The sequence below is a fragment of the Spirosoma humi genome (assembly GCF_054776575.1).
The window spans coordinates 193,651-215,332 of record NZ_BAAHBR010000015.1; the positions used below are offsets into that span (position 1 = coordinate 193,651).

Genomic DNA, 21,682 nt, shown 5'->3' on the forward strand with positions numbered 1-21,682 from the left:
AACACCGGCTGGAAAGTTTCGTCCTACCAGCCCCCCCGCAGAAAGACGAACATTGTCGTATCAAACGGGCATCAATGGGCATTTATCTCTCTCAAGTTATCGCGGCTTATCGGGCCAGTGGGCTTAATGGCCACTCGCCTTATTTCGATCTGACGTACCGAAAAGCGGAAGGCGGATTTGGTCGTAAAACCAGCGTTCGCCGGCGGGCAGCGGAAACCGTCGCCAAGAAAGATTTGACCTCGATCAAACAGGAGAACCGGCAGGCCGGAAAACTCCACCTGATTGACCAGAATGACAACCGCTTTGAGTTGCATATCCCGCTACTGGTATCCTTTAACGGCAAAACAATCGACCATCGTTTCTAATGAGTCTTACCCGAGTCGGCACCGCTGCTTTCCTGACGAGCGGCCAACCATCCGCATCTGTTTCGTTCCCTGAGGGCAATCAGGACGCCAATTCTGTCAAGGGTACGGTTAAGAAAAGCGTATCGGCAGATGGCAAATCCTACAATATCTATCCCTGGGGCAAGAACAACCTGTTGCCCAACGAGATGATTGACCTGTATCGCTCCAATGGCGACGTGATGAACCTGGTTCAAACGCGCGCTGACTTCCTGTTTGGGGATGGTGTTGGCTGGTTCAAGCATTCGCTCGATGGGAAAGACCTGGTGATGACGCCTTACATCGACGACAAAATCAAACGCTTTGACGAGCTGAATGATTTGCAGGAACTGGCCAACGGGCAGATGACCTACCTGGTCGAATCGGGCAATGCGTTCGTGAACCACAGCCGGGAAGATGGCAACCTAATCGTGTCGCTCCGGGATAGCCTGACGGTGCGGGCTGCTCTGGCCACGCAGGGCTATGTGGATACGTGGCTTTTGGCTCCTGACTGGAGTCATGTGAAAAAGGCGGTGGCGGTGCCTGCCTGGACGGAGAAAACCAAGATGGCCCCCGAAACGATCGTGCAACTCAAACGCCAGCAAACGGGCCAGTCGTATTACGGCTTTCCCATCTGGTGGGCCGCTGCCGAATGGATTCGGTTGGCCAACCGCGTGCCAACGTTCCACAATAACGGCCTCGATACCGAGTACAATGTCTCGAAGATATGCCGGGTTGCCGAGAATTTCATTGACAAATTCGGTGGGGATACCGACGATAGTAAGGATGCCTTTCGCAAAAAATTCTACGGCCAGGTCGATGAGTTGCTGTTCGGTACCGAAGGCAAACGGAAGGTCATTTTCGACGAGTGCGCGGTGGGCATTGATGGCAAAATGCAGCCTTACATTGAGTTTGAAACGGTCGAATCCAAGCTGACGGGCAAGGAATACACGGAGTTGTATCAGATGGCCGTGACCGCCTTTGCCAATGCGAGTGGTATTCTCTCCGGACTGGCGGGCGTATCCGACGGGAAGATGCTGGGCGGCTCTGGCTCCGAACTGCGCGTGAGTGCCGAATACCAGCAGTTTTACCGTACGCCCCGCGAACGGCAGGTGGTTGGAAGCTACTGGAACCGCACGATTAAGCGTGAATTGGGCCTTCCGGACGACGTTTTCTTTGGCTTCAAGAACATCCTGCTCGAAACGCTCGACAAGGAAAAGAGCGGCTCCAGTAAGAAAAATACGGCCACCGGTAACACGAGTGGAAAAGATACGCAGGAAGACCCCGCTAAACCCACCAAAAAATGATTATCAACACCATTGACAGCCTAAAGCTGTATCTAGGTCGGGCGATCAATGCCGCATCGACGATCGCGTTTATTGAGCCGTATATCCAGTTGGCCGAAGATGAATTTATCCGCAAGGCGATTGGCGACGAGATGATGGACGAGTTGAACACGCAGTTCAATTCCGTTAGTCAGGCGAGCCTGACCGATGCCAACCGGCTCCTGCTCACCAAGCTCCAGCGCGCCCTGGCGTTTTACACCTACGTCAAGTATTTGCCCTATAGCCTGGGCAATGATGGCGATAATGGCTTGCAGGAGCAGTCGACGGATAAATCTCAACCGGTTCGCATGGGTGTTTTGGACAAACGCCAGCGGGAAAGTGCCGACAATGCGTCCACCGCGCTGGAAACAGCCCTGCAATTCCTGGAGCGTAAACGGGCTGATTACCCGACCTGGACCGGTTCAGATGCCTACAAACGGGCCAAAGCGCTGTTCATCTTTTCGGCTACCGAACTAACGGAGCATTTGCCCCAGGCCAATGGCAGCTACACCCTGTTTTTGTCGCTGGTGCCTTACCTGCACATGGCCGAAAGCCAGTCGATCAAACCGCTGATCGGTTCGGAACTGTTCGATGATCTGAAAGCCAAGCGTCTGCTGACGACGCCCCTGGACCCCGTTGACATTCGCCTGATGGAAGCTGTGAGCAAGGCCACGGCCACCAGTGGCTACGCCCGCGCGCTGTATTACCTCAATGTGCAGCAGCTGGCGGGTGGCGGACTACGCCTTCTGTCCGACTTCGATGGCATCTATAACCGGAAGGCCGTTGATCCGGAGCTACTTCAGGATGCCCAGCGCCGGGCCGATACCGAGGCTGATGCTAGTCTGAATGCGCTCAAGACCTACCTGACGACCTACGCCGATCAGTACCCGCTGTACAAAAACAGTGACCGCTACCAGGCTGCGGGCCCCAACGAGTTTCCCGACAATTCTGAATACAAAGGCATCTTCCGGATGCGCTAACCTAAAATTTCCATGAAGTCTAAAAACGAGAAGCCAATGACTGTAAAACAAGAACCGCCCCGTAACTCATTTCGGGAAGTTCATCTGAACAATGAAGCGCCACAAGCTCAACCAACAGCCCCTGATGCTGACACGTTGGTGCAGGAAGTGGATGCCGAAGAAACCGAGCTGAATGCGGTGCTGGAAGGCATTGAGCAACGTAAACAGCAGATCGCTGCCAAGAAAGCCCAGGCTGCTCAGGCGGTCCTGACCGAGAAAATGGAGAAGCGTACCAGTCTGCTCGATGATGCCCATGACTGGCGTGAGATTGCCCAGACCAGCCTCGATCCGATTCGGGCGAAAGATTTTCTCCGGAAGGCGAAAGACGCCGAAATGGAAGCTGCCCAGCTGGGGGTCGAATTGAATCTGAACGAACCAGCCCCCCTAACGCCAGCGACGGGAAAGGCTATACTGGCTCCCCTGTCAACCAATAGAGCCCTCTCGTTGATTGTGGGCCTGTTCGTCGTCTTTCTGGGGCTGACCTGCTTTTTTGGCTCGTCGGTGGCGTCTGATCCCATGAACTCGATGGGGCAGAGTATGATCGCCAATGCCCCCATTCGTGGGCTGCTCTCCTTTACGCTGACCTTCCTGACGTTTCTGGTCGGTGTCTTTTTCCTACGCGTTGCATTCCCTCAATTATATCGTATATGGCACAATCGAATCGATTCCGAGCGTTCGCTGGAAACACTACTCAACGAGTCCCCCGCCTGGGCCGTTTTAGCCTGCTTATTTGGGCTACTCTTTATGTTCATGCAGCTTTTTGCCAGCTTCTACCAGGCTCTGTACGCCTAGACTCGCTGAACAAAAAGCGTATTTGTCTGCTGGAAACGGCCAATAGTCAGGGCTTTGTGCGGGAAAAGTCGAACCGAAACGACCACCCCCAGATAGACGCTTACTTTCGGTCGATCGGCTGGGCGCATCCGGAACGCATTTCTGCGAGTGCCAAGCCCTGGTGTGGGGCTTTTGTGGGGTGGGTATTGAAGCAATGCGGGGTACCCACCCCTAAAGGGTCGAACCTGGCATCGGTGGCCAGCTACAACGCCATGAAGAAACTACGCCTGCCGCCCGGCTCCAATGCGATCGCTGGCGACGTGGTGACCTTCCGGCCCTGGAGCCATGTTGAGTTTGTTTCGCAGTGGCCACTCGACCCGCGCATACGCGTCTTTTTTGCGACCGGTGGCAACACCACCGCAGGGAACAACATGCAGGGTGTGTATACCAACATTCCACGCCCAAAGAATTACGTCCGAAATGTCATCCGCTTTGTCCCCGAATCATGAAGAACCTATCCGTTCCTGCCTGGCTGTTCGCTGTGGCCATCATTGCTCAGCTGGTTCTGGCGGTACTGTGTGCGCATCTGCTGTGGTCCAATCACCAGCCAAAGGGCTGGAGCCTGGATTCGACCCAGTACTACAAGAACCTGGAGGGTCAGGGCAAATTAAATCTACGCTTATATGAACAGTCACAAGCTCACGAAGCCCGGTTACGATCGCTGGATAAAAAGCGTCAGGCTCGCCACCGGCACATTGATTCTCTGTCTGGTGATGCTCTCCAGTCTGAGATCGACCGCCAGTACAATAACCGCCCTGGCCGACAGCAGCCGACGAGTGGGGCCACAGGTACGCCTGCCGGTTCAGGCAATGGACCCCAAGCCGATCCGGTTAACCGAAGCGGGCGCGCGTCAGGTGCTGAAGGACAAAGCCGATCTGATCATGCTGCTCGACGTGGTGAAGTCCCAGGATACGTTACTCGCTCAGCAGAGCCGGGCCATAACTGCCCAGGACAAGACGATTACGCAGTTGAACAACCGGCAACAGGCAAAATCGGACGAGTCGGTGAAAGCCAACGAACGGGCCGAAGCCTACCGGAAGAAGTTGCGCGCAGCGAGGTTGGAGAATTGGGCCGTTCGAATCGCAGCAGCAGCCTACCTAGCGATAAAGTTCAGGCTTATTGGCGGCTGATCCGGAGCAAAGGCTATGTCTACCCTGACGTAGCCTTTGCTATTAGTGCGGTTGAGACTGGTTATTGGTGGACGCCACCACCTGGCTTTAACCTATTTGGGATGAAGAAAAACGGGCGCGGTTTCTATGCGAGTCTATCCGCGGCCAATTACTGCCGGTACAAAAACGAATCGACTAGCCTAGCTGATTACGGAGCCTATGAGCAACAGGTGATCGCTAAATATGACCTGCGCTCCAGGGCGGCTTATCTGGCTCACATCCGTCGGCGTTTCTGTCCTAACCCCGCGTATTCGGGTAAGCTAGATTTGGCCTTTCGTCAATTAAGAAAGCTAACCTAATGTCACAGACCTTAATCAACATCATTACCTCGTTAGCTGGCCAGGCCCTTAGTTTGGGTCTGGCCGCTTTCTTTGGGCAGTATGTCTGGCAGTATGTTCAGGGACTCTTGAAGAAAGTTGATGACCTGGAGCGCCGGGTACATCGCCTGGAGTGTCGGGATGAATTGCGTAAAGAATTAGGTATCGATAAGCCTTGCCCAACCCGACCAGAACCCGATAAACCCCAACCAGCATGAAAACTATTGATTTTGGCCGTCAGACCTACCAGGTAGCGGAAGAATGGAAAGAGCTGACTCCAGAACAGTTCAAACAGCTGATCATGTGCCCCAGGCTCCAGGCCGATGGCTCCTATGAAACGCTCGACAATGAAGCCGCAGCCTGCCGGGTTTGGCTGGGCATGAGTCAGGCGAAATGGGCGAAGCTGGTTTTGTCGCACTGGCAGTGGGGCCAACTGCGGCAGCAATTTAGCTGGCTCTTTAGCACCCGACCCGTTGGCAAACCCCCGATTGATGTATTTGCCCATAAGGGCGTCAATTACCATCTGCCGGCTCCTGACTTTGGCGACACGTCGGCCATTGAAGTGGCCTTTTCCAACATGGCCTTTACCGATTTTGCCCACCCCGACGAACCGGCTCCGGAAGCTCTCGACCGGTTAATTGCTACCCTGTGCCGGCCACGTCGAAAAGACTGGCGGAAGTTCCAGAAATCCAAAGACTGGAATGGCGACGTGCGCGAAGAGTTTACCGAGCAGCGCATGAGCGACCGGGCCAAAGCCCTGGCTGATTTGGATATCCAAACCAAGCTGGTCGTATTGGATTACTTCGAGCGGATGAATAACGAGTTTTTAAGCCAGTACGGTGAGTTGTTCGGTGGGAAGAAAGAACCCCGTTATGGCGATGGCCGTGGCTGGGTGATGCTCATTAAAAACGTGGCCAAAGAGGGACACTTTGGCGATTTCGATAAAGTGTGCAGCACCCCTGCACACCTCCTATTTGCCACCCTGCTCGATGACCTGTTGGATAATCAGGAACGGGCTGAACAAACCAAGCAAGCCCATGAAAATAACTGATCTGATAACGCTCAATGACTTTATTGAGAGCGTGGTAGCCCAAGAATCAGGCATTGATTTCTTTTTGCCCCTGTCCAATGGGGAAAAGGCCGTGGACGAGATTTCGGGCTACTACACCGACCACTATAAAGGCACCACCGCCTTCCTTCAGGTAGCCGAAGCAGGCCGCAAAGATGGGATGATCACGTTTCTGTGTTCGCTGACGGTCGCCAAAAAGCCGGATGGCGCTGGGGCCAGAGCCGGTCTGGAGACCCGAAATCAGACCCTGCTGCTGATGATGGCCCTACTCGGCCGTCTGGACCTGGCCGCTGAAGCCGCTCAGCAGGAAATTGAAGACCAGGGTGATAGCTATGACCTGGTGGTTATGCCGGTAGACCGGATTTTCCCCATTGGAATGCTGGCCAACGTCAATCTGGAAGGGCACTATGTAGATATCGACATTTCCGTTCCTGCCACTCATTTACTTTATCCCTAATGGACGCACTTGCTACCCTTTCGTTTTTACCCCTTCGGTTGTCCCGAAACCAGATTACCTACACCATTGATGCCGCTCCGGACAGCATCAGTTCGCGCGCGGACCTGGTGTATTATCTGTGCATCAAGAAACCCAAAGCACCCGGCTCCGGTGAGTACGAGGAACTGATCACCATCCCCGCGCGGGAATTGCCCAAACGCACCGAATTGGGGGCTGATATCTATCCTGGTGCCTCGTTCGACGTAGCCGTTTTCCTGGATGACTACCTGAGCCGCACCATCCCCGCCCCCGATCAGGAGGGCATTACCGCCTGTACGGGTCAGGTAACGCCCTACCTGGCCAACGTATACGTTAAGAATGCAGGGGTACTGGTGGCCGGCTCGGATAAAACGCTTGCGCTGGAGTACGCCCTGAAGGGATCGCTGAGCGTCGATGAATTTACGGGGTGGAAAGATCAGTTCTTTACGCAGTACCTGGCCACGAGTCGGCAGTTTCTGACCTGGCAACCGGCTGAAAAGTGGGTGGAAACCAACCAACCCGAGTTTCTGTATTACCTGGTCAACTTTACGCCCAAACCGGCTGAACTGTGGTTGCGCGCGGAAGTGACCTATACCGATGGCAGTGCCGAAACCCTGACCCTGTTTAAAATGACCGACGTGTCACAGTATGGGGTTTATAGCATGCCCGTTGGGTTTACATCATCGGGCATCGTCGGCCGCGAAACCATCACCGGCAAACAGGTGATGAGCTACCAGGTGTGGGTGTCGAATGAATCGGCTCAGCGGTTAAGCGAAATCCGGACGTATTGGGTCAATCGAGATTATGAACCGAATACGTGTTTTCTGTTGTTCGCCAACTCGCTCGGCGGCTACGATACCCTGCGGTGTACGGGGGCCAGTGGCCGCACCCTGACCGTGACGGGCACGTCGGCCCAGCGGGTGCTGGCTCCTGACTACCTACCCACGTCGGCCGAACTGTTCAGCCGCGATCGGCGGGGAGCAAAAATCCTGACGGTCAACACCGGGTTGCTCGATGGTGAATTGCTCGACTATTTGAGCGAGTTGACGCTGACCGAAGAAATCTACGTGGCGGTGCAGGAAGGGTTCGTGGCGCTGGTACCCTATGATGCCAGTCTGAACCTGCGGGCCGATGATGAAGATTTGGCCGGCAGGACGCTGGCCTTTCAGTACGCCAAAAGCGAAGTGGGTTATAGTGCCCTGCCTTCGGCTCCTACCGTGGCCAGACGGCCCACGCAGTGGGTACCTGCCAACAATTACTGTCTGATCAACGAGAACGGGGTACGCACCGGCTACATGGCAGCCGCTAAACTGGAGCTTCGCTACTCGGATGACTTTACGTTGGTCAAACCCCGGCGCAGCAAGGCCAACACGCCCGGCACCCTGGGCTACACCGCCCCGGCCCTGTCGGGCGTGTGCAACACGACACCCTTCCTGAACACCCTGATTACCAAATCGGGCTCGTATCGACGGAACAACTGTGGTGCCGATCAGGAGCCAACTACGGCCACCCTGACCATACCAGCCGGGACATATGGTGCCGAAACAGCCGATCAGCTTCAAAGCCGGATTGATAGCGCCCTATCGGTGATGGATACCCAGGAGTATGCCAACCAGTATGGTTCCTGTTTGCTCAATCCGGCCCTGTATGCCTACACGGTACCGGCTAACCGCTGGCACTATCGGAGCAACCTGCCCGCGCGTATTGGCATTGTAACCGCCGATCCGGAGTTTATGGGTAACGACTGGAGTATGCAGGGTAACACCGGTTCGTTTATTTTTCCCCAGGGCAGCAATGACCTGAACTTTCCCTCGGTGGGCTACAACGGTTACCAATGGCGCATCAAATCCTACGGAACGCCTTATCAGGCCGCCCGGATGCGGATTTACGTAAATGGGGTTATGTTCCGCGATTACACCTATAATTTCAACCGGGATGGGTACGATTATCAGTCATTTTTTGGCACTACGCCAAACGGAGCAGACGGCTATGTTCCCATTTCAGCACTGGATAAGATCTACGTTCAACTAACTGATCTGTAATGGCAACGGGCGTACAATTAACCGAACAGCAGTTTGAGAAGATCGCCACCGACGTGGTGGGCGCCATCGTGGCCGAAGCGACCATGGTGATGCAGGCCAAACTACGCCAGGCGGGTTACGTAGTGACCGGGGAACTGCTCGACTCGCTCCGGCAACAGTCGATTGTCGTCGGCCGGGATATGTATGCCGAATTCAGCATTGGTTTTGCCGACTATGGCCGCTTTAAGGATATGAAGCAGCTACTGTATGGCAAGATGCCGCCCATCGACGTGCTGGAGGAGTACGTGAAAGATGTGGGTCTGGATAAATTCGGTCATGTGCCTGGCTACATCAAAGATTCGAAGTGGCGGGTGTACATTCCGGACTCCAGGGCGATCAACCGCATCGCCTGGGGCATCGCCATGAACCGTCTCCGGATGGGCGTTAAACGGGGTGGCACCAAAAATGCTTTTTACAATCCGGTTCGGGGCAAGCTCATTTATGAAACATCGTACAAATTGCTGGAAGCCATGCCTGAACCGATCCTGAAGGCCATAAAGCAGCTTTTTGAGCAATAGACTGGCTCAATGGGGAATAACCTGTTTTATTAATTGTTGCTTGGGAAAACTGGTTACCATGTACTTTTTAGTAATAATTTTCTTTCCATTTCTTATGAAATTAAATGTATACGCTCGGCCACTTTCAAATGGGTGTGTGAATTTCGTCAATGATGAGAAGTCATTTATACCATCAATCGTTACCATTAATTTGTCTTCTGTTGAAACAACTGTCACATCAACAATCGGGTAAAAAAAAGGGATACAATATTTTTCCATAGCGGCTGCATCAATCAGATCAATTCTGGCTGTCCCTATCTCGTTAAATACCTTATCAACAAATTGTGAGTTTAGTTCTGCCATATCGGTCCATGAAAAATCCTCGCCCATTACACCCTGCTGGGTAAGAGTTTTCAGTTTGTCTATCAAAACATTATAGGCTTCTATCTTCAACGTTTGGCCCGCTTCTTTTTCTTTCATGCTAATATTCATGATTGCCCTAAGTTGCAAACCAGTTAATGTCTGATCGTCTATTCTTTCCGGCTGAAAGCTCCATTCTTCTTTCAGACGATGCTCAATAGATTTTAATGATCTATTACCCTGGTTTTGAGTTTGACCGGAAGCGGATGCTGGGTAAGAGTTAGATTCTACTGCTCGCGTTGTGCTGTTGTTCTCATTAACTTCATCAGCAAGGGATTTACTGGGCTTATAAACATCCATTGTGCTACCCGATGTTGGGCCACTACTCTTTGTGTTACCCGAGGTACTACCCGTTGTTGTGCCGCTGCTCATTGTGCTACCCGAGGTACTACCTGTTGTTGTGCCGCTGCTCATTGTGCTACCCGATGTGCTGCCCGTTGTTGTGCCGCTGCTACTCGACTCATTGTCTCTTTTTTTATCATTTCTTTTAACATCACGGCTCTTTGAAGCAGGAGCCGACTCTTTAGTACTTTTCGTGTTAGTAGTAGATGACTTCGTCTGTTTAGTTGCTTTAGAGCTGACACCTGATTTCACTGTTCCAATCTCATATGACCCAGATCCAGTTAGTTGGGCATATAGTTTTGGTGAAATACTCATTAGGGCCACACAGACAATAATAAAATACAAAGTTTTCATGTCATCTTTCGGTAACTGGTCGTGATATTTGAAAAGCAACGAATATGCTTCCTAAGGATAAGGAGGCACCCAAACATAAAATGAATTCTAATTCTATATAAGCCAGTATTCTACTGTTTCCAGGATTTAATGCATACACTCCCTGCGACAAACTATTTGTTAATTCGGTATATATAGTAAACGCATATAACCCCCCTAGCCCAAGGAGGAGTAAGGCCAATAGAAAAGCCATATTGATTGAACGTACCGTTAGCTTGGCGGCATAATCCTTGAAGAAAAACCCTACCAGACCGAATAAACCTGTACCAATTGAAATGACGTATTTATTAAGCTCGATAGTTAAATTGATAGCCATTTCCAGCGGCTTGGGCAACTCGTCGGGGTCTATTCTTGTGTAAGAAACGATAATACTGTCTACCTCCCAGAGTCGAAAAAAAAAGACAAAAAGGGTAATGATACCGATAGCTAATGGCAGGTAAAGTACGGCCTGAGCATACTGATCCAGATTACCTCTGGCCCTCGATAAAAGATTCCTAAATGAGACTATTTTCATTCCCTGTCGTATTAGCTACGGTAAAAATGACCCTAAATTAAAGGCATTGGCGTTTAATTTAATTATTTAAATGAGCACTTTACTTTTCGGTATATAACCACCGGTTTGTCACTTAATTCCTTATTTTACAAACAGTAAAACACAGTCTTTGAGCCAGGGCTTCCGTCCTATCTACTCCCTTCGCGGTTGCTTTTCTTCGCTGCTGGTAAATCACTGCCAGCCAGAACGCTGGTCCGAACTATGCAACTCAAGGAAGAAGCGCTCTTCACGCTCAAATTCGATGGCAAACCCGTTCGCAATGAACTGGGTGAACTCGAACAAAAGCTGAACGAAGTCAAGGAGGCTCAAAAAACAGTTGAGCGGGGTACCCAGGAATGGGCCAACAATAAGGAGGATATTAAACAACTCGAACTCGCCATTAAAAATGTGCGCGAAGAGATGGGCGTATCCGGCATGACGGTCAACCAACTACAGGGCTACTACCGCCAGCTGAACCGGGAAATTCGTGACCTGACGCCTGGTACCGAAGCCTATCAGAAGAAAGCCGCTGAACTGGCCGAAGTAAACACCGTTCTGGCTGAACATCGACAGACCATTCGGGGTGTCAACGAGGAAGTTGAAAAGCAACCCTCGTTGTGGGAACGCGCGAAGGCCACCGCAGCCGGCTACATGGCCAGCTTCGGTGCTACTGAATTGCTGGAACGTGCGTTCAACTTCGTTCAGGATGGCATTCAGAAGGCGCTACAGTTGTCTGATATGATGGGTAGTGTTGCCAAAGCAACCCAGTTGAGCACCGAACAGGTTCAGGGGTTGTCGGAAGAGCTTGATAAAATCGACACCCGTACTACCAAAGAAAGCCTGATGGAGATTGCCCAGATCGGCGGTCAGCTGGGTGTGGCTAACGAGGAATTGTTAGGGTTTGTTCAGTCGACAGATATGGCTGCGGTTGCCCTGGGAGATGAGTTTTCGGGCGGAGCCGAAGAAGCCGCCAGTAAGTTAGGGGGACTCAAAAAACTGTTCAATGAAACGGATGAGCTTAAATATGGCGACGCCATCAACCGCATTGGCTCAGCCATTAATGAGTTAGGGGCTGACGGTTCGGCTACGGGTCCGGTCATTGCCGAGTTCACCGCGCGCATGGGCCAGTTGGGTGACCTAAGTCCCCAGATCACCCAGACAATGGGCCTCGGTGCCGCATTCCAGGAACTTGGTTTGTCGGCCGAGATCAGCGCCGGTGGCCTTTCCAATATTCTGTTGACGGCTGCTAAGGATACCGCTACGTTTGCCCAGCAGTTAGGCTATACCGATGATGAATTCAAGAAGATCATTAATACCGATCCTAACCGGTTTATCCTGGAACTGGCGAACAGCTTAAAAGGTGTGCCTGCTGATCAGTTGGCCACGCGCCTGTATGATTTGGGTATCAAATCGCAGGAATCGATCAAAGTAATGTCGCTGTTGAAGGATCAGACCCAGTTGGTCACCGACAAACAGGAGTTAGCCAATAAAGCTTTTGCCGAAGGCACTAGCTTAGGTGACGAGTTTAACACCATGAATGAAACGGCTGCGGCTCAATACGAGAAGTCGCAGAAATCGTTGGCGTTGATTGCTACCGAAATCGGACAGGGCCTGCTTCCAGCCATTACATTGGGTACGCGTGGGATCGTCACCTTCGTCAACATTATTCGGGCTATTCCCGAATTTGTTAGTGAAAACCGCACAAGTTTTGCCGCCCTGGGAGTTGCCATTCTGGCGATGAATGCCAATCTGGTGGTTGCTACTTACAATAGCATTGCCAGTGCCGCAGCTGAGAAAGCCCGACTCGTGTGGACCAACTCGGCCACCGCAGCTCAGTGGCTCCTGAATGCGGCCATGACCGCCAACCCCATTGCCCTGATCGTAACAGCCGTGGCCCTACTGGTTGCTGGGTTTACGGCTCTGTATAATAATTCCGAAACTGTTCGGGGTGTACTCAATGGCCTATGGGAAGGGATAAAAGTGGGCGTGGGCATCGCTGGAGATATCACATCCGCTATTGTTGACTGGATTCAGAAGGGGCTTGAACCCATGCGCCCGGCACTGGAGACGGCTGGCCGGCTGGCGGGTGCGCTCTGGGATATTTTCGACGAGGGCATTGCGTTTGTCGTGTCGATTCACCAGGCTATTGTCGCATTTGCCTCGAACGGCCTGGCCTTGATTGGAACAGCATTGACGCCCGTTCGGTCGGCCCTGTCCAGCTTCTGGAGCGTGATTGATACGGGTATTACCAAGATTAAGGAGATTGGCTCGACCATCAGTTCATTCCTGCACCTGGACACGTTGGTCAGCAAAACCAAACAGGCCGCTGGTCAGATCGGGGATGCCTTCAATAAAGGCTACGGGGATAAGTTGGCCGAAGGGCAGCCCAAAGTGTTGGCATCGCACCAGAAACTGTTGAATGATAAGAAAACGGCTGAAACCAAAAATGCGGGGGAACTGGTCACCTTAGTGACGGCCAGTGATCAGAAAGCCCTGGATAAAAAGGCCGACCAGGCCAGTAAACACCGGGCTGCTGAACAAAAAAAGGAGGCTGACCATCAAAAGAAACTGGCCGATGATGCGGTAAAGGCCAATAATGAGGCCTTAAAACAGATTGAGACCCTGCGGATTGCCAGCATCAAAGATGACCTGACGCGTACTATTGCCACCATCCGGGCCAAACGTGATTCGGAAGTCGAAGCGATGATGGCCAGCAAGGCCAGTGCTGAAGTGAAAGCCGTCTGGGAAAAGGCACTCAATGAGCAGATGCTCCGGGATATTACCAAGGCTGAAACCGATGCTCGTACAAAAAAAGCAACTGAGGAAGAGAAAGCCCGCGTTGATCGCGAAGCCAGGGAGCGGACTACCAGCAACGCCGTGGCGACCGCCAGTTACGATGCCGCTCACCAGGCATTAGAAAAACAGCTGGCCGACGAAACCCTGAAGAACAGCCAGCGCAAAACGATGGCCATGCAGTTGATCGAACTGGAGCGCACCGAAACGCTCCGGAAGATCAATGATCAGTATACAGCTGAAGTAAATAAACTCAACAAAGAAAAAGCCGATGCTATCCGCACCGCCCAGGAGAAAGGGCAAACCATCGACGGTCTGGAGAATCAGTTTCGCCAACAGTATATGGCTGCCGAGCAGAATCGTCGTACCCACGAAACCGCTGCTGAGAATACCTTTCAAACCGACAAAAAGAACATCGAGAAGACCGCGCTCGATGCCCGGAAGGCAAATCAGCAAGCCTGGTTCGATGCCATTAAGGGGTTGATGAGTGGTGACTTTACCACCTTCACCAACTCTCTGGCTCAGAAACTGGCCGGTGAGAAAAAGCATCTCACCGATTCACAGAAGGCCAACATCGACAAAATTGATAAGGTCGGTAGCTATGCCGTGGCGGGACTTCAGGCCCTATCGAACTTGAGCCAGGCCGCACTCAATAAGGAACTGAGTAATATCGATAAAGAGAAAAAAACGCAGTTAGCCGCCTGGAAAGACAAGTACGACAAAGGGCTGATCAATAAGGACCAATACGAAAAAGGAATTGATTCGATCAATAAAACAGCTGATGCCAAAATGAAAGCCGCCCAGCTGGAGGCCTTCAAACGGCAACAGAAAATCGACATTGCCCTGGCTATTATTAATGGTCTCCAGGCCGCGTTGAAATCGCTGGCCATGCTTGGTTGGCCGTTCGGCTTGATTGCGGCAGCTGGGGCTGCCGTAAGTGCCGGCATTCAGATTGCGGCCATCAAAAGCCAGCAACCGCCCAGCCTGGCCAGTGGTGGTAAAATCCGGAACGCCGGTGTTCCGGACGGCCCTCGCCACGGCTCCAGCTACGGCGATTCTGGCCTGTCGATCACCCGTCGGGATACGGGCGAAGAAGTAGCCGAAATGGAAGGGGGGGAACCGATCATGGTCCTGAGCCGAAACACCTACCGCAATAACCGCGGTATAGTCGACAGTTTGTTGCACTCCAGTTTGCACCGGAATGGAGCACCGGTGATGCGTCAGGGTGGTCTGATGTTCGAGGATGGGGGCGGCTATAATTACCAGGACCACGAAAACAGTGTGTATCGTGGCGATAGCTCGGGTGGGTTTAGTAGCGGCCCGAGCGACGAAACACCACCCGCCGTTGATTCGCCGGGCAGCAGCTGGATGGACGATGCCAACACGGCGGCCACCGAAATGGACAACAGCGACTATCAGGCCGAAATCGACAAAAGCCAGGCCATGATGGAAGCGATCGGCAAAAATACGCTGGCGACGGTAGACGGCATCAAATTGCTCAATGACACCTTATTGTTATTGAAACAACAAGCCGATTTGAACGCGCGGGATCTCGATACCTCCCTGTCAAATTCGTTATTCCGCCTGGTGAATAGTCTGGTTACGAATCTGGATGTCCTTAGGGAAGATAGTGCCGCTGATTCGCTGGCGCTTCGGCAGGTTATCCATGCTGATCTGGTTGATTTAAAGGGCACCATGAAGATTGAATTACCCAGCCTGGGTAAAGACCTGACGGACGAATTTGTTAATCTTCGGCAAGCACTCGCACTGGGTTTGATGACGCTTCGATTCGGCATCAATACGGATGTGACAGCCTTGCAGACCACGACCAAAACCGGTTTTGATGAACTACAGAAATTGACCCACGATGATCTGAAGGCCCTCCAGACCACAACAAAAACGGAAGTCAATGCCCTGCAAAAAGGGATGCATACCGACTCGTTGTCTACGCAGGTACTCATGCATACGGACCTGACCAACTTACAGTTGTCGGTGCATGACGATCTGGAGAACCTGATTTTCCAGCAGGAAAAACAAGCCTACCAGCTAGCCCTGGAAACGAAACTGAATTTTGCCCAGCTTCAGACCATTCTTAAATCTGAGTTGCTAGCCCTCCAGCAAGCTACGCATACGGACCTGACCAACCTCCAGACCATCAGCCAGACGGAACTTCGGACGGTACAGAACATTCTGACGATGAGCAAAAACGAGCAGGGGATGCATACCACCTTACTGCGCATCATTTCGGAAAAGAACCTGAGCGTGAGCCTACAGAATGTAATCAATGTGTGGAATCAAATCGACGTCATTGTCGATAAATCAAACTTCAAGTAATGCTCGATATTCGAATTAATGGGGAGTCGGCTGACCTGGTGTCAGCCACGACCTTAACCTTAGAGCGGTATAATCCGCTGTTTGATTTTGCCGAACTCCAGGGCAGTCGGGTGTACGGGTTCGATTTACCCATCACGCCCACCAACCGCAAGCTGTTCGGATATTTCGACCAGGCCCCCATCGGCTACACTAACCGCAAATACCGGTGTGAAAAATACCTGTTCTCGCAGCTGATCGAGGAAGGCTTTGTGATGATTCAGGAAGTGAAGGACGACGTGTTCAGCCTGTACTACACCCAGGATTTAGGGGAAATATTTGGTGATGCCCAAAAACTTTCCCTGGCTCAGCTGAACCTGGCCACCGACGCGATCGCACCGGTGGCCAGCGCCAACCACCTGACGGATCGGTACTGTTTTCCCACCATCGAGAACGACCAGTTTTACGGCAATCAGGCCGTGGACGGGTTTACGGGGCTGGTCAATCAGTACGTCAGTGGCGCGTATCTGACTAACGCGCGCGTACCCATGCCGTTTTTAAAATGGGTATTCAGCCAGTTTGGGCAGCTGACGGGCTGGAGCTTCGCAGGCAGTTTCTGGCAAGATCCCGATTTAGCCAGGCTGATTCTGTATAATCTGTTTTCGCTGGATGGGTTGACGGCTATTAACAGCAACAATCACCTGCCAAACCTGAGTTTGCCCCAGCTGGTGATGGACCTCCGGCGGCTCTTTAATTTATACATCGAATTCGATGTCCGGCGCAACATCTGCATAATGGATTTTGGCGATGACATACTGGCCAGCAATGACGTGGTGGACTGGACCGACAAGGCCCGGCCAGAAAACCCGAAAGTGCCGGAACTGTCCAACCGCCTGGAGCTTGGCTTTGAACTCGACAACAACGATGGGTTGCTGAAGCCAGTACCGGCTGACCTGGATATCTACACCACCGCCGAAACGCCCCTGAATGAAGGCGGCTCTGTGGTGCCGATCAAGTCACGAGTCAGCACCTTACTGACCAATCCGGTTACGGGCCTGGCCATGACCCAGCAACCGGGGATATCGCCCAACAATAAGGACAACAAAAATGACTCGACGCCAAAGCTGTTGTTCTGGAATGGGGTTCTGAATGGGGTACCCACGGCGACCAACGCCCAGGGTGCGCGCCGGCTGGCGTGGCATGGTACCAACAACCTGGTCGATGCCGAGTATCGGCGCTTCGAGGCCTTTAAGGATGACACGTTTTCGCTGACCAAGATGGTTTATTTAACCCCATCGGATTTAGCGCTTTTCTCATTCCGCAAGAAAGTACACATCAAGGGGGTCAACTACCTGGTCGGCTCGGTGAAAGCGAGTCTGGCTGTAAACCGAAAGATCATTCCGACCGAAGTGGTGTTGTGGCGGGTCTGATCGTGGGAAAGTACAAGAAAATAAACACCCCCCGATTCGACCAAAAAGGTAGGACAATTTCGAGGGGTGTTATATAATGTATTTTGTGTTAAGAAACTATTCCCCGAAACGTTAGCAAAATGCTAAACACCGGCAGGCGGGTGGCCTCCTTGAAAAATACAAGGAGGCCACTTCAAATATTAAAAAAGATATTACCTTGTGGGCCAACTAATCATGCAGAAACCTGAATGAAGATTACTAGTGGTCCATATGAAGTGCTTGAGTCAGGCAGTGTTATAAGTTTTGGAGACGAGACATTAACATTTTATCTCGCCGAAGACTTCATTATTACCTTTAAATTTCTTGAGTCCGATAGAGAGAAACCATTGGTATCCTTCGACATTACCGATCCAGGTGAAATTACAATTCAGTTGGAAAATCTACATCATAAGCAAGGCCTGGGTACAGGCTCTCCGCTTTATATGGGAAAGCTTAACGACAAAGCTCTTTATTTAAGTTTTAGAACTTACAATTACCCTAACCGTAAAAGCGACACAATCTTACATTACACCTTTTATCTTGGGGAGGAGAAGCTAAATGGCTAACGAAATAAATCCCAACTTAAGCAAGAGAAAACCCCTTGAAATATTAGCAGTAGAAAATAAGAATGCGATTGATCTAATCAAAATCGAAACTGGACTACTAGGCAGAATATGGGGTAATTCTAAGAATATACCTCACAATGTAGCAGGTATTGTTATCATCCTTTTGCTTTTGTCAGGGAGTATTTATACATGTGTTATGTACAATGTACCTTCAGATAAGACCAATCTCTCAATCAAAGATTTCTGGTCAATCATATCTCCAATAATCACGTTAGCTTTAGGATATCTCTTCGGAAATAAGTCAGAATCAACCAGTTAAAAGTCCGGAAACTTATGTATCTGGTCCGAATTATCAATCCGGATACCCAGATCGCGCAGGTAAACTATGGTCTGTTTAATATCGGAGTGCCGGCACTGGCGCTTTATCAAGTCAATATCCTGAGTAGCTTCCCAAAGGGCTATTGCTCCAGTATGTTTCCAGCTGTACAGATCGTGACCAGTTCCCTCCAGGCCGATTGCCTTCAGCACTTCGACGTGGCGACGGTAAATGTATTTAGGCCCCAATAGATCAGGCCCTGGCTGATCGTCGTAACTAAAGACGTAGTGAGTTTCCGGAAACTCTCTTATCTTATGATGCTTGATGATCTTTTCAAATACCTGAGGAATCTCAACATATTCGGCATCGTCATTTTTGGCATGCTCAGCCGGCACGAATACGGCTGTTTTTCGGATATCACCAACCTTCATCCGGCGAACCTCTTCACCAGGGCGAAAGAAGGTATAATAAATGAATTGACAGAACAGCATCAACTGGGTGTAACCCTGTTCTTCACAGTATTTACGGAAGGCTTCGCGCTGGCGGTCGCTGAATGCCTTATGCTTGTGGTTGTTCTGTGGTAGCTTATTAGAGTCCTCAAATGGGTTATCCTTGAATTTTTTGGTCTTATCCCGCTTGATGAAGAATTTAAAAAAAGTGATCACCGACCCTCTTGTATTGTTGCGGGTGCGATTACTCAGCTTCTCAATCGTAATCAACTCATCAAGAAATTCCTGAGCATCGACCGGGCTGAACTGAGTCAGTCGGTATTTTTTTTGTTTATGCCTGACCAGATAACGCTTTAACAGCCGAAGTGCGGTGGTATAAGTCTTCAGCGAGTTACCCGACAAAGCCTGCTTAACGAATACCAGGTACTGCTCAATGGCATCAACAATAGCAATGTCATTGGGGGCAGTCACTTTTTCTACAGGTGATACCACTGGCTTTACAGGCTCCTCCGGGTCTACTACATGCCCCTCCTTAAGCAGTTTTTTGACCTCTTTTATAACCTGTTTGGCATCAGCCAACCGGGCCTCGACTGTCTTACCCGAAAGCACGACTCGTTTCCGCTTTATCTTACGATGCTTCTCCGACCAAACGCCATACTCAACAACCCATTGCTTGGCCAGGTCGTTATCGTCCGGCTTCGATAGAAAGGGTTCTTTATAGGGATATTCGGCACTGCTATTGGCGGGCATTCTGAATATTTGATAGATATTTCTTTGCCATTTTCTTGCCATTATTGACCCTATGACAAGAATAAGCCCTGTAAGTACTTGACTTACAGGGCTTTCAAAAGTGGAGACGGAGAGATTCGAACTCTCGTCCAGTCAAGGAACCCGTCGTGCCTTCTACATGCTTAGGTACCCTTAGGATTGTCGGGAATCGGCCCGGTGTGTACCAAACCAAGCTTCATCCGTAGGTGCTTGTGTCTTACTCGGCCGTTAACACCATAAACCGAGCCAGCGCTGCGAGTCGATGCCTCCTGATCCAGCCAGCAGCACGTAGGCCGGGGAGACAATGGCTATTGCTTAATCCTCCGGATTAGGCAGCCATGGCGTAGTTATATTCGCCAGTTATTGTTTTGACGATTTGTTTGGGCGGGAAATACCGTCAACTCCCGGCATGCTTACACGCGACCTCAGCAAGCTGTCAATTCCGGTCGTCCCCAAAACTGAAGCGCTTTCGCGTTTCTGCATTAACCTAACTGGTTTGCCGGTGCTTTGGTTCGCCGGTCAGGCGCATAAATCAGGCTTTTTTTTCGCAGTCTCCCTGAAACTTATCCTGACCAGAATGGTTATAAAGTCAGTGGTATCCTAATTATGCCGATATGGCGATACGTTCATGACGTATACCTCTTTTGAAACCCTCCTGTACCAGCACCTGACGCCCTTTTTCCAACGGCATCAGTTCGTGTTACTGCCCGAAAAACGGCAGTATCGCAAAACCACGGAGGCAGGGTTTCAAAACGTAATGCTTTATACGACGTTCTACGACCACAAGACGCTGCTGGATATTCAGCTTGGCTGCCGGAATAATCAGGTGGAGCAAATTGCCCAGCAGTTCCAGGCCAGTCAGGCGCTGAGCCGTCCGGATGCGAATACCCTTACGGCGTCCATTACCCAGTTCGCTGACTTCGCATCGGTTCGTTTCAGCATTCATTCGGAACAGGAACTTCTGGTGGTCTGCAATCAGATCGAGTACTTCTTCCGCTCCTGCGGCTTCGATTTTCTAACCACTTCCTGTACGATACCTGCCATTGATTTTTTGCTGAATGGGCAGCCTGACCAACCCTGTCCGTACGTATACAACCAGATGCATCGGTGCTATAAGGGGCTCATTACGGCCAGTCTGAACCACAACTGGCGGTTCAATAAGCTGGTCGATACCTACCGCCAGATGTTTATTCAGCAGACGCAAAACCCCTACGAACAAGTCCGCTTCGAGCGCTTAATCGCTTTTCTTCAACACTACTCGGCAAATTAGCCGGAAACCAATTTTCAGGAACGCTTCCGGGTAGCGGCCTTCCCTTGATCGGGCGGGAGACGTCGAACGGAGTGCAGGCCGTAAATTTAGCTTTGCTGTATCTATTTATGGCGTTACCTTTGTTAACCGTATAGCCACTTACCTGATTTTACGGGGTGTCTCTGTATCATGTTCTAAGTCGGACACCTCACATTCGTCAATACAATAACTGCTGATTTCACCATGAAGCCCCTTCAAATTCGTTTAACCACCCTTACTGTCATCGTTCTCGTTACGGCCTTGTTTCGTCTGGTGCCTCACTGGCCGAACTTCACGCCCATTGCGGCTCTGGCTTTGTTCGGCGCAGCCACCTTTGAACGGAAATGGCTGGGGCTGGCTGTTCCTATGGCGGCTATGCTGCTAAGCGACTCGATCATCGGTTTTCACGGGAGCATGGGCGCGGTATATTTCTGTTTTGCACTGACCTGGGTGCTAGGCTTGTGGGCCGTTCGCCACACAGCCCTGCAACGGCCCTCGGCGGGGCGCATTGCTATCGCTTCCATTGCTTCTTCGGTCCTGTTTTTTCTGATCACGAACTTTTCGGTCTGGTACGGTAGTGCGTATTACCCGCAAACGGTTGCCGGTCTGATGGGATGCTACGCGGCTGGACTGGCGTTCTACAACGGTACTAATTTTTTCCTGAATGGACTGGTAGGCGACTTGTTCTTTAGCGGTCTGCTGTTCGGAAGTTACTACCTGCTGCAACAGCGGTTTATGGTTCTTCGGCCCGCACGCCGGTAACATACATAAGCTTAACGCTTTTTAGTGAAGCTGTTTTGGAACCCCTAAATCCCCTGAAGGGGACTTTGTACACTCGTGAGCAAAGTCCCCTTCAGGGGATTTAGGGGGAAAACGGACTGACGAATAGTCCCG

20 protein-coding genes and 1 other RNA gene are annotated in these 21,682 nt (G+C 51.3%); 17 read left to right on the forward strand and 4 right to left on the reverse strand.

What is annotated here, in order from left to right; translation table 11 throughout:
• The first annotated feature begins 74 nt into the window (after nt 1-74).
• From ACYU8Y_RS17110 to ACYU8Y_RS17165, 12 genes are all read left to right on the forward strand, one after another.
• Entirely contained in the window at nt 75-365 is a 291-nt protein-coding gene (locus tag ACYU8Y_RS17110) for a hypothetical protein (RefSeq protein WP_460939270.1), read from the forward strand.
• On the forward strand, nt 365-1,687 hold the full coding sequence (locus ACYU8Y_RS17115; protein ID WP_460939271.1) for a hypothetical protein: 1,323 nt from the start codon (nt 365-367) through the stop codon (nt 1,685-1,687). Before ACYU8Y_RS17110 ends, ACYU8Y_RS17115 begins: the two co-directional genes overlap by 1 nt.
• Nucleotides 1,684-2,685 (forward strand): DUF6712 family protein, encoded by a 1,002-nt coding sequence (locus tag ACYU8Y_RS17120; RefSeq protein WP_460939272.1) that lies wholly within the window; start codon nt 1,684-1,686, stop codon nt 2,683-2,685. The genes ACYU8Y_RS17115 and ACYU8Y_RS17120 overlap by 4 nt, the downstream gene beginning before the upstream one ends.
• A gap of 36 nt (nt 2,686-2,721) precedes the next feature.
• On the forward strand, nt 2,722-3,516 hold the full coding sequence (locus ACYU8Y_RS17125) for a hypothetical protein (protein WP_460939273.1): 795 nt from the start codon (nt 2,722-2,724) through the stop codon (nt 3,514-3,516).
• Nucleotides 3,517-3,572: 56 nt separating this feature from the next.
• A complete protein-coding gene (locus tag ACYU8Y_RS17130; protein ID WP_460939274.1) occupies nt 3,573-4,004 on the forward strand; it encodes a C40 family peptidase in 432 nt (143 codons plus the stop codon).
• Between the two features lie 174 nt (nt 4,005-4,178).
• Entirely contained in the window at nt 4,179-4,685 is a 507-nt protein-coding gene (locus tag ACYU8Y_RS17135) for a hypothetical protein (RefSeq protein ID WP_460939275.1), read from the forward strand.
• A gap of 101 nt (nt 4,686-4,786) precedes the next feature.
• Nucleotides 4,787-5,023: a hypothetical protein gene (locus ACYU8Y_RS17140; RefSeq protein ID WP_460939276.1), complete on the forward strand. Its 237-nt coding sequence runs from the start codon at nt 4,787-4,789 to the stop codon at nt 5,021-5,023.
• Nucleotides 5,023-5,259, forward strand: a complete 237-nt coding sequence (locus tag ACYU8Y_RS17145) for a hypothetical protein (protein ID WP_460939277.1) — start codon at nt 5,023-5,025, stop codon at nt 5,257-5,259. Before ACYU8Y_RS17140 ends, ACYU8Y_RS17145 begins: the two co-directional genes overlap by 1 nt.
• Entirely contained in the window at nt 5,256-6,092 is an 837-nt protein-coding gene (locus tag ACYU8Y_RS17150) for a hypothetical protein (protein ID WP_460939278.1), read from the forward strand. The genes ACYU8Y_RS17145 and ACYU8Y_RS17150 overlap by 4 nt, the downstream gene beginning before the upstream one ends.
• Complete coding sequence (locus ACYU8Y_RS17155; RefSeq protein ID WP_460939279.1) at nt 6,079-6,567, forward strand: hypothetical protein; 489 nt, start codon at nt 6,079-6,081, stop codon at nt 6,565-6,567. Before ACYU8Y_RS17150 ends, ACYU8Y_RS17155 begins: the two co-directional genes overlap by 14 nt.
• A complete protein-coding gene (locus ACYU8Y_RS17160; protein ID WP_460939280.1) occupies nt 6,567-8,627 on the forward strand; it encodes a DUF5977 domain-containing protein in 2,061 nt (686 codons plus the stop codon). Before ACYU8Y_RS17155 ends, ACYU8Y_RS17160 begins: the two co-directional genes overlap by 1 nt.
• Nucleotides 8,627-9,184, forward strand: a complete 558-nt coding sequence (locus ACYU8Y_RS17165) for a hypothetical protein (protein ID WP_460939281.1) — start codon at nt 8,627-8,629, stop codon at nt 9,182-9,184. The genes ACYU8Y_RS17160 and ACYU8Y_RS17165 overlap by 1 nt, the downstream gene beginning before the upstream one ends.
• Before the next feature lie 6 nt (nt 9,185-9,190).
• Here ACYU8Y_RS17165 and ACYU8Y_RS17170 read toward each other — a convergent pair whose 3' ends face one another.
• Together ACYU8Y_RS17170 and ACYU8Y_RS17175 are read right to left on the reverse strand one after the other, a co-directional pair.
• Nucleotides 9,191-10,279 (reverse strand): hypothetical protein, encoded by a 1,089-nt coding sequence (locus tag ACYU8Y_RS17170; protein ID WP_460939282.1) that lies wholly within the window; start codon nt 10,277-10,279, stop codon nt 9,191-9,193.
• Between the two features lies 1 nt (nt 10,280).
• Nucleotides 10,281-10,832, reverse strand: a complete 552-nt coding sequence (locus ACYU8Y_RS17175) for a hypothetical protein (protein ID WP_460939283.1) — start codon at nt 10,830-10,832, stop codon at nt 10,281-10,283.
• 240 nt (nt 10,833-11,072) lie between these two features.
• On the opposite strand from ACYU8Y_RS17175, the gene ACYU8Y_RS17180 reads away from it, so the two are divergent.
• From ACYU8Y_RS17180 to ACYU8Y_RS17190, 3 genes are all read left to right on the forward strand, one after another.
• Complete coding sequence (locus ACYU8Y_RS17180; protein WP_460939284.1) at nt 11,073-15,977, forward strand: phage tail tape measure protein; 4,905 nt, start codon at nt 11,073-11,075, stop codon at nt 15,975-15,977.
• The gene (locus tag ACYU8Y_RS17185; RefSeq protein WP_460939285.1) at nt 15,977-17,383 is read left to right on the forward strand and encodes a hypothetical protein; all 1,407 of its coding nucleotides are present in this window, start codon (nt 15,977-15,979) and stop codon (nt 17,381-17,383) included. The genes ACYU8Y_RS17180 and ACYU8Y_RS17185 overlap by 1 nt, the downstream gene beginning before the upstream one ends.
• Before the next feature lie 227 nt (nt 17,384-17,610).
• Nucleotides 17,611-17,967, forward strand: coding sequence for a DUF6864 domain-containing function (locus ACYU8Y_RS17190; RefSeq protein ID WP_460939286.1), 357 nt, complete (start codon nt 17,611-17,613; stop codon nt 17,965-17,967).
• 315 nt (nt 17,968-18,282) lie between these two features.
• Here the strand turns inward: ACYU8Y_RS17190 and ACYU8Y_RS17195 are convergent, their stop codons facing one another.
• A complete protein-coding gene (locus ACYU8Y_RS17195; protein ID WP_460939287.1) occupies nt 18,283-19,482 on the reverse strand; it encodes a tyrosine-type recombinase/integrase in 1,200 nt (399 codons plus the stop codon).
• Nucleotides 19,483-19,580: 98 nt separating this feature from the next.
• Nucleotides 19,581-19,954: a transfer-messenger RNA gene (gene ssrA, locus ACYU8Y_RS17200) on the reverse strand.
• A gap of 174 nt (nt 19,955-20,128) precedes the next feature.
• On the opposite strand from ssrA, the gene ACYU8Y_RS17205 reads away from it, so the two are divergent.
• Complete coding sequence (locus ACYU8Y_RS17205; protein ID WP_460939288.1) at nt 20,129-20,770, forward strand: hypothetical protein; 642 nt, start codon at nt 20,129-20,131, stop codon at nt 20,768-20,770.
• 222 nt (nt 20,771-20,992) lie between these two features.
• On the forward strand, nt 20,993-21,550 hold the full coding sequence (locus ACYU8Y_RS17210; RefSeq protein WP_460939289.1) for a DUF6580 family putative transport protein: 558 nt from the start codon (nt 20,993-20,995) through the stop codon (nt 21,548-21,550).
• Nucleotides 21,551-21,682: the final 132 nt, after the last annotated feature.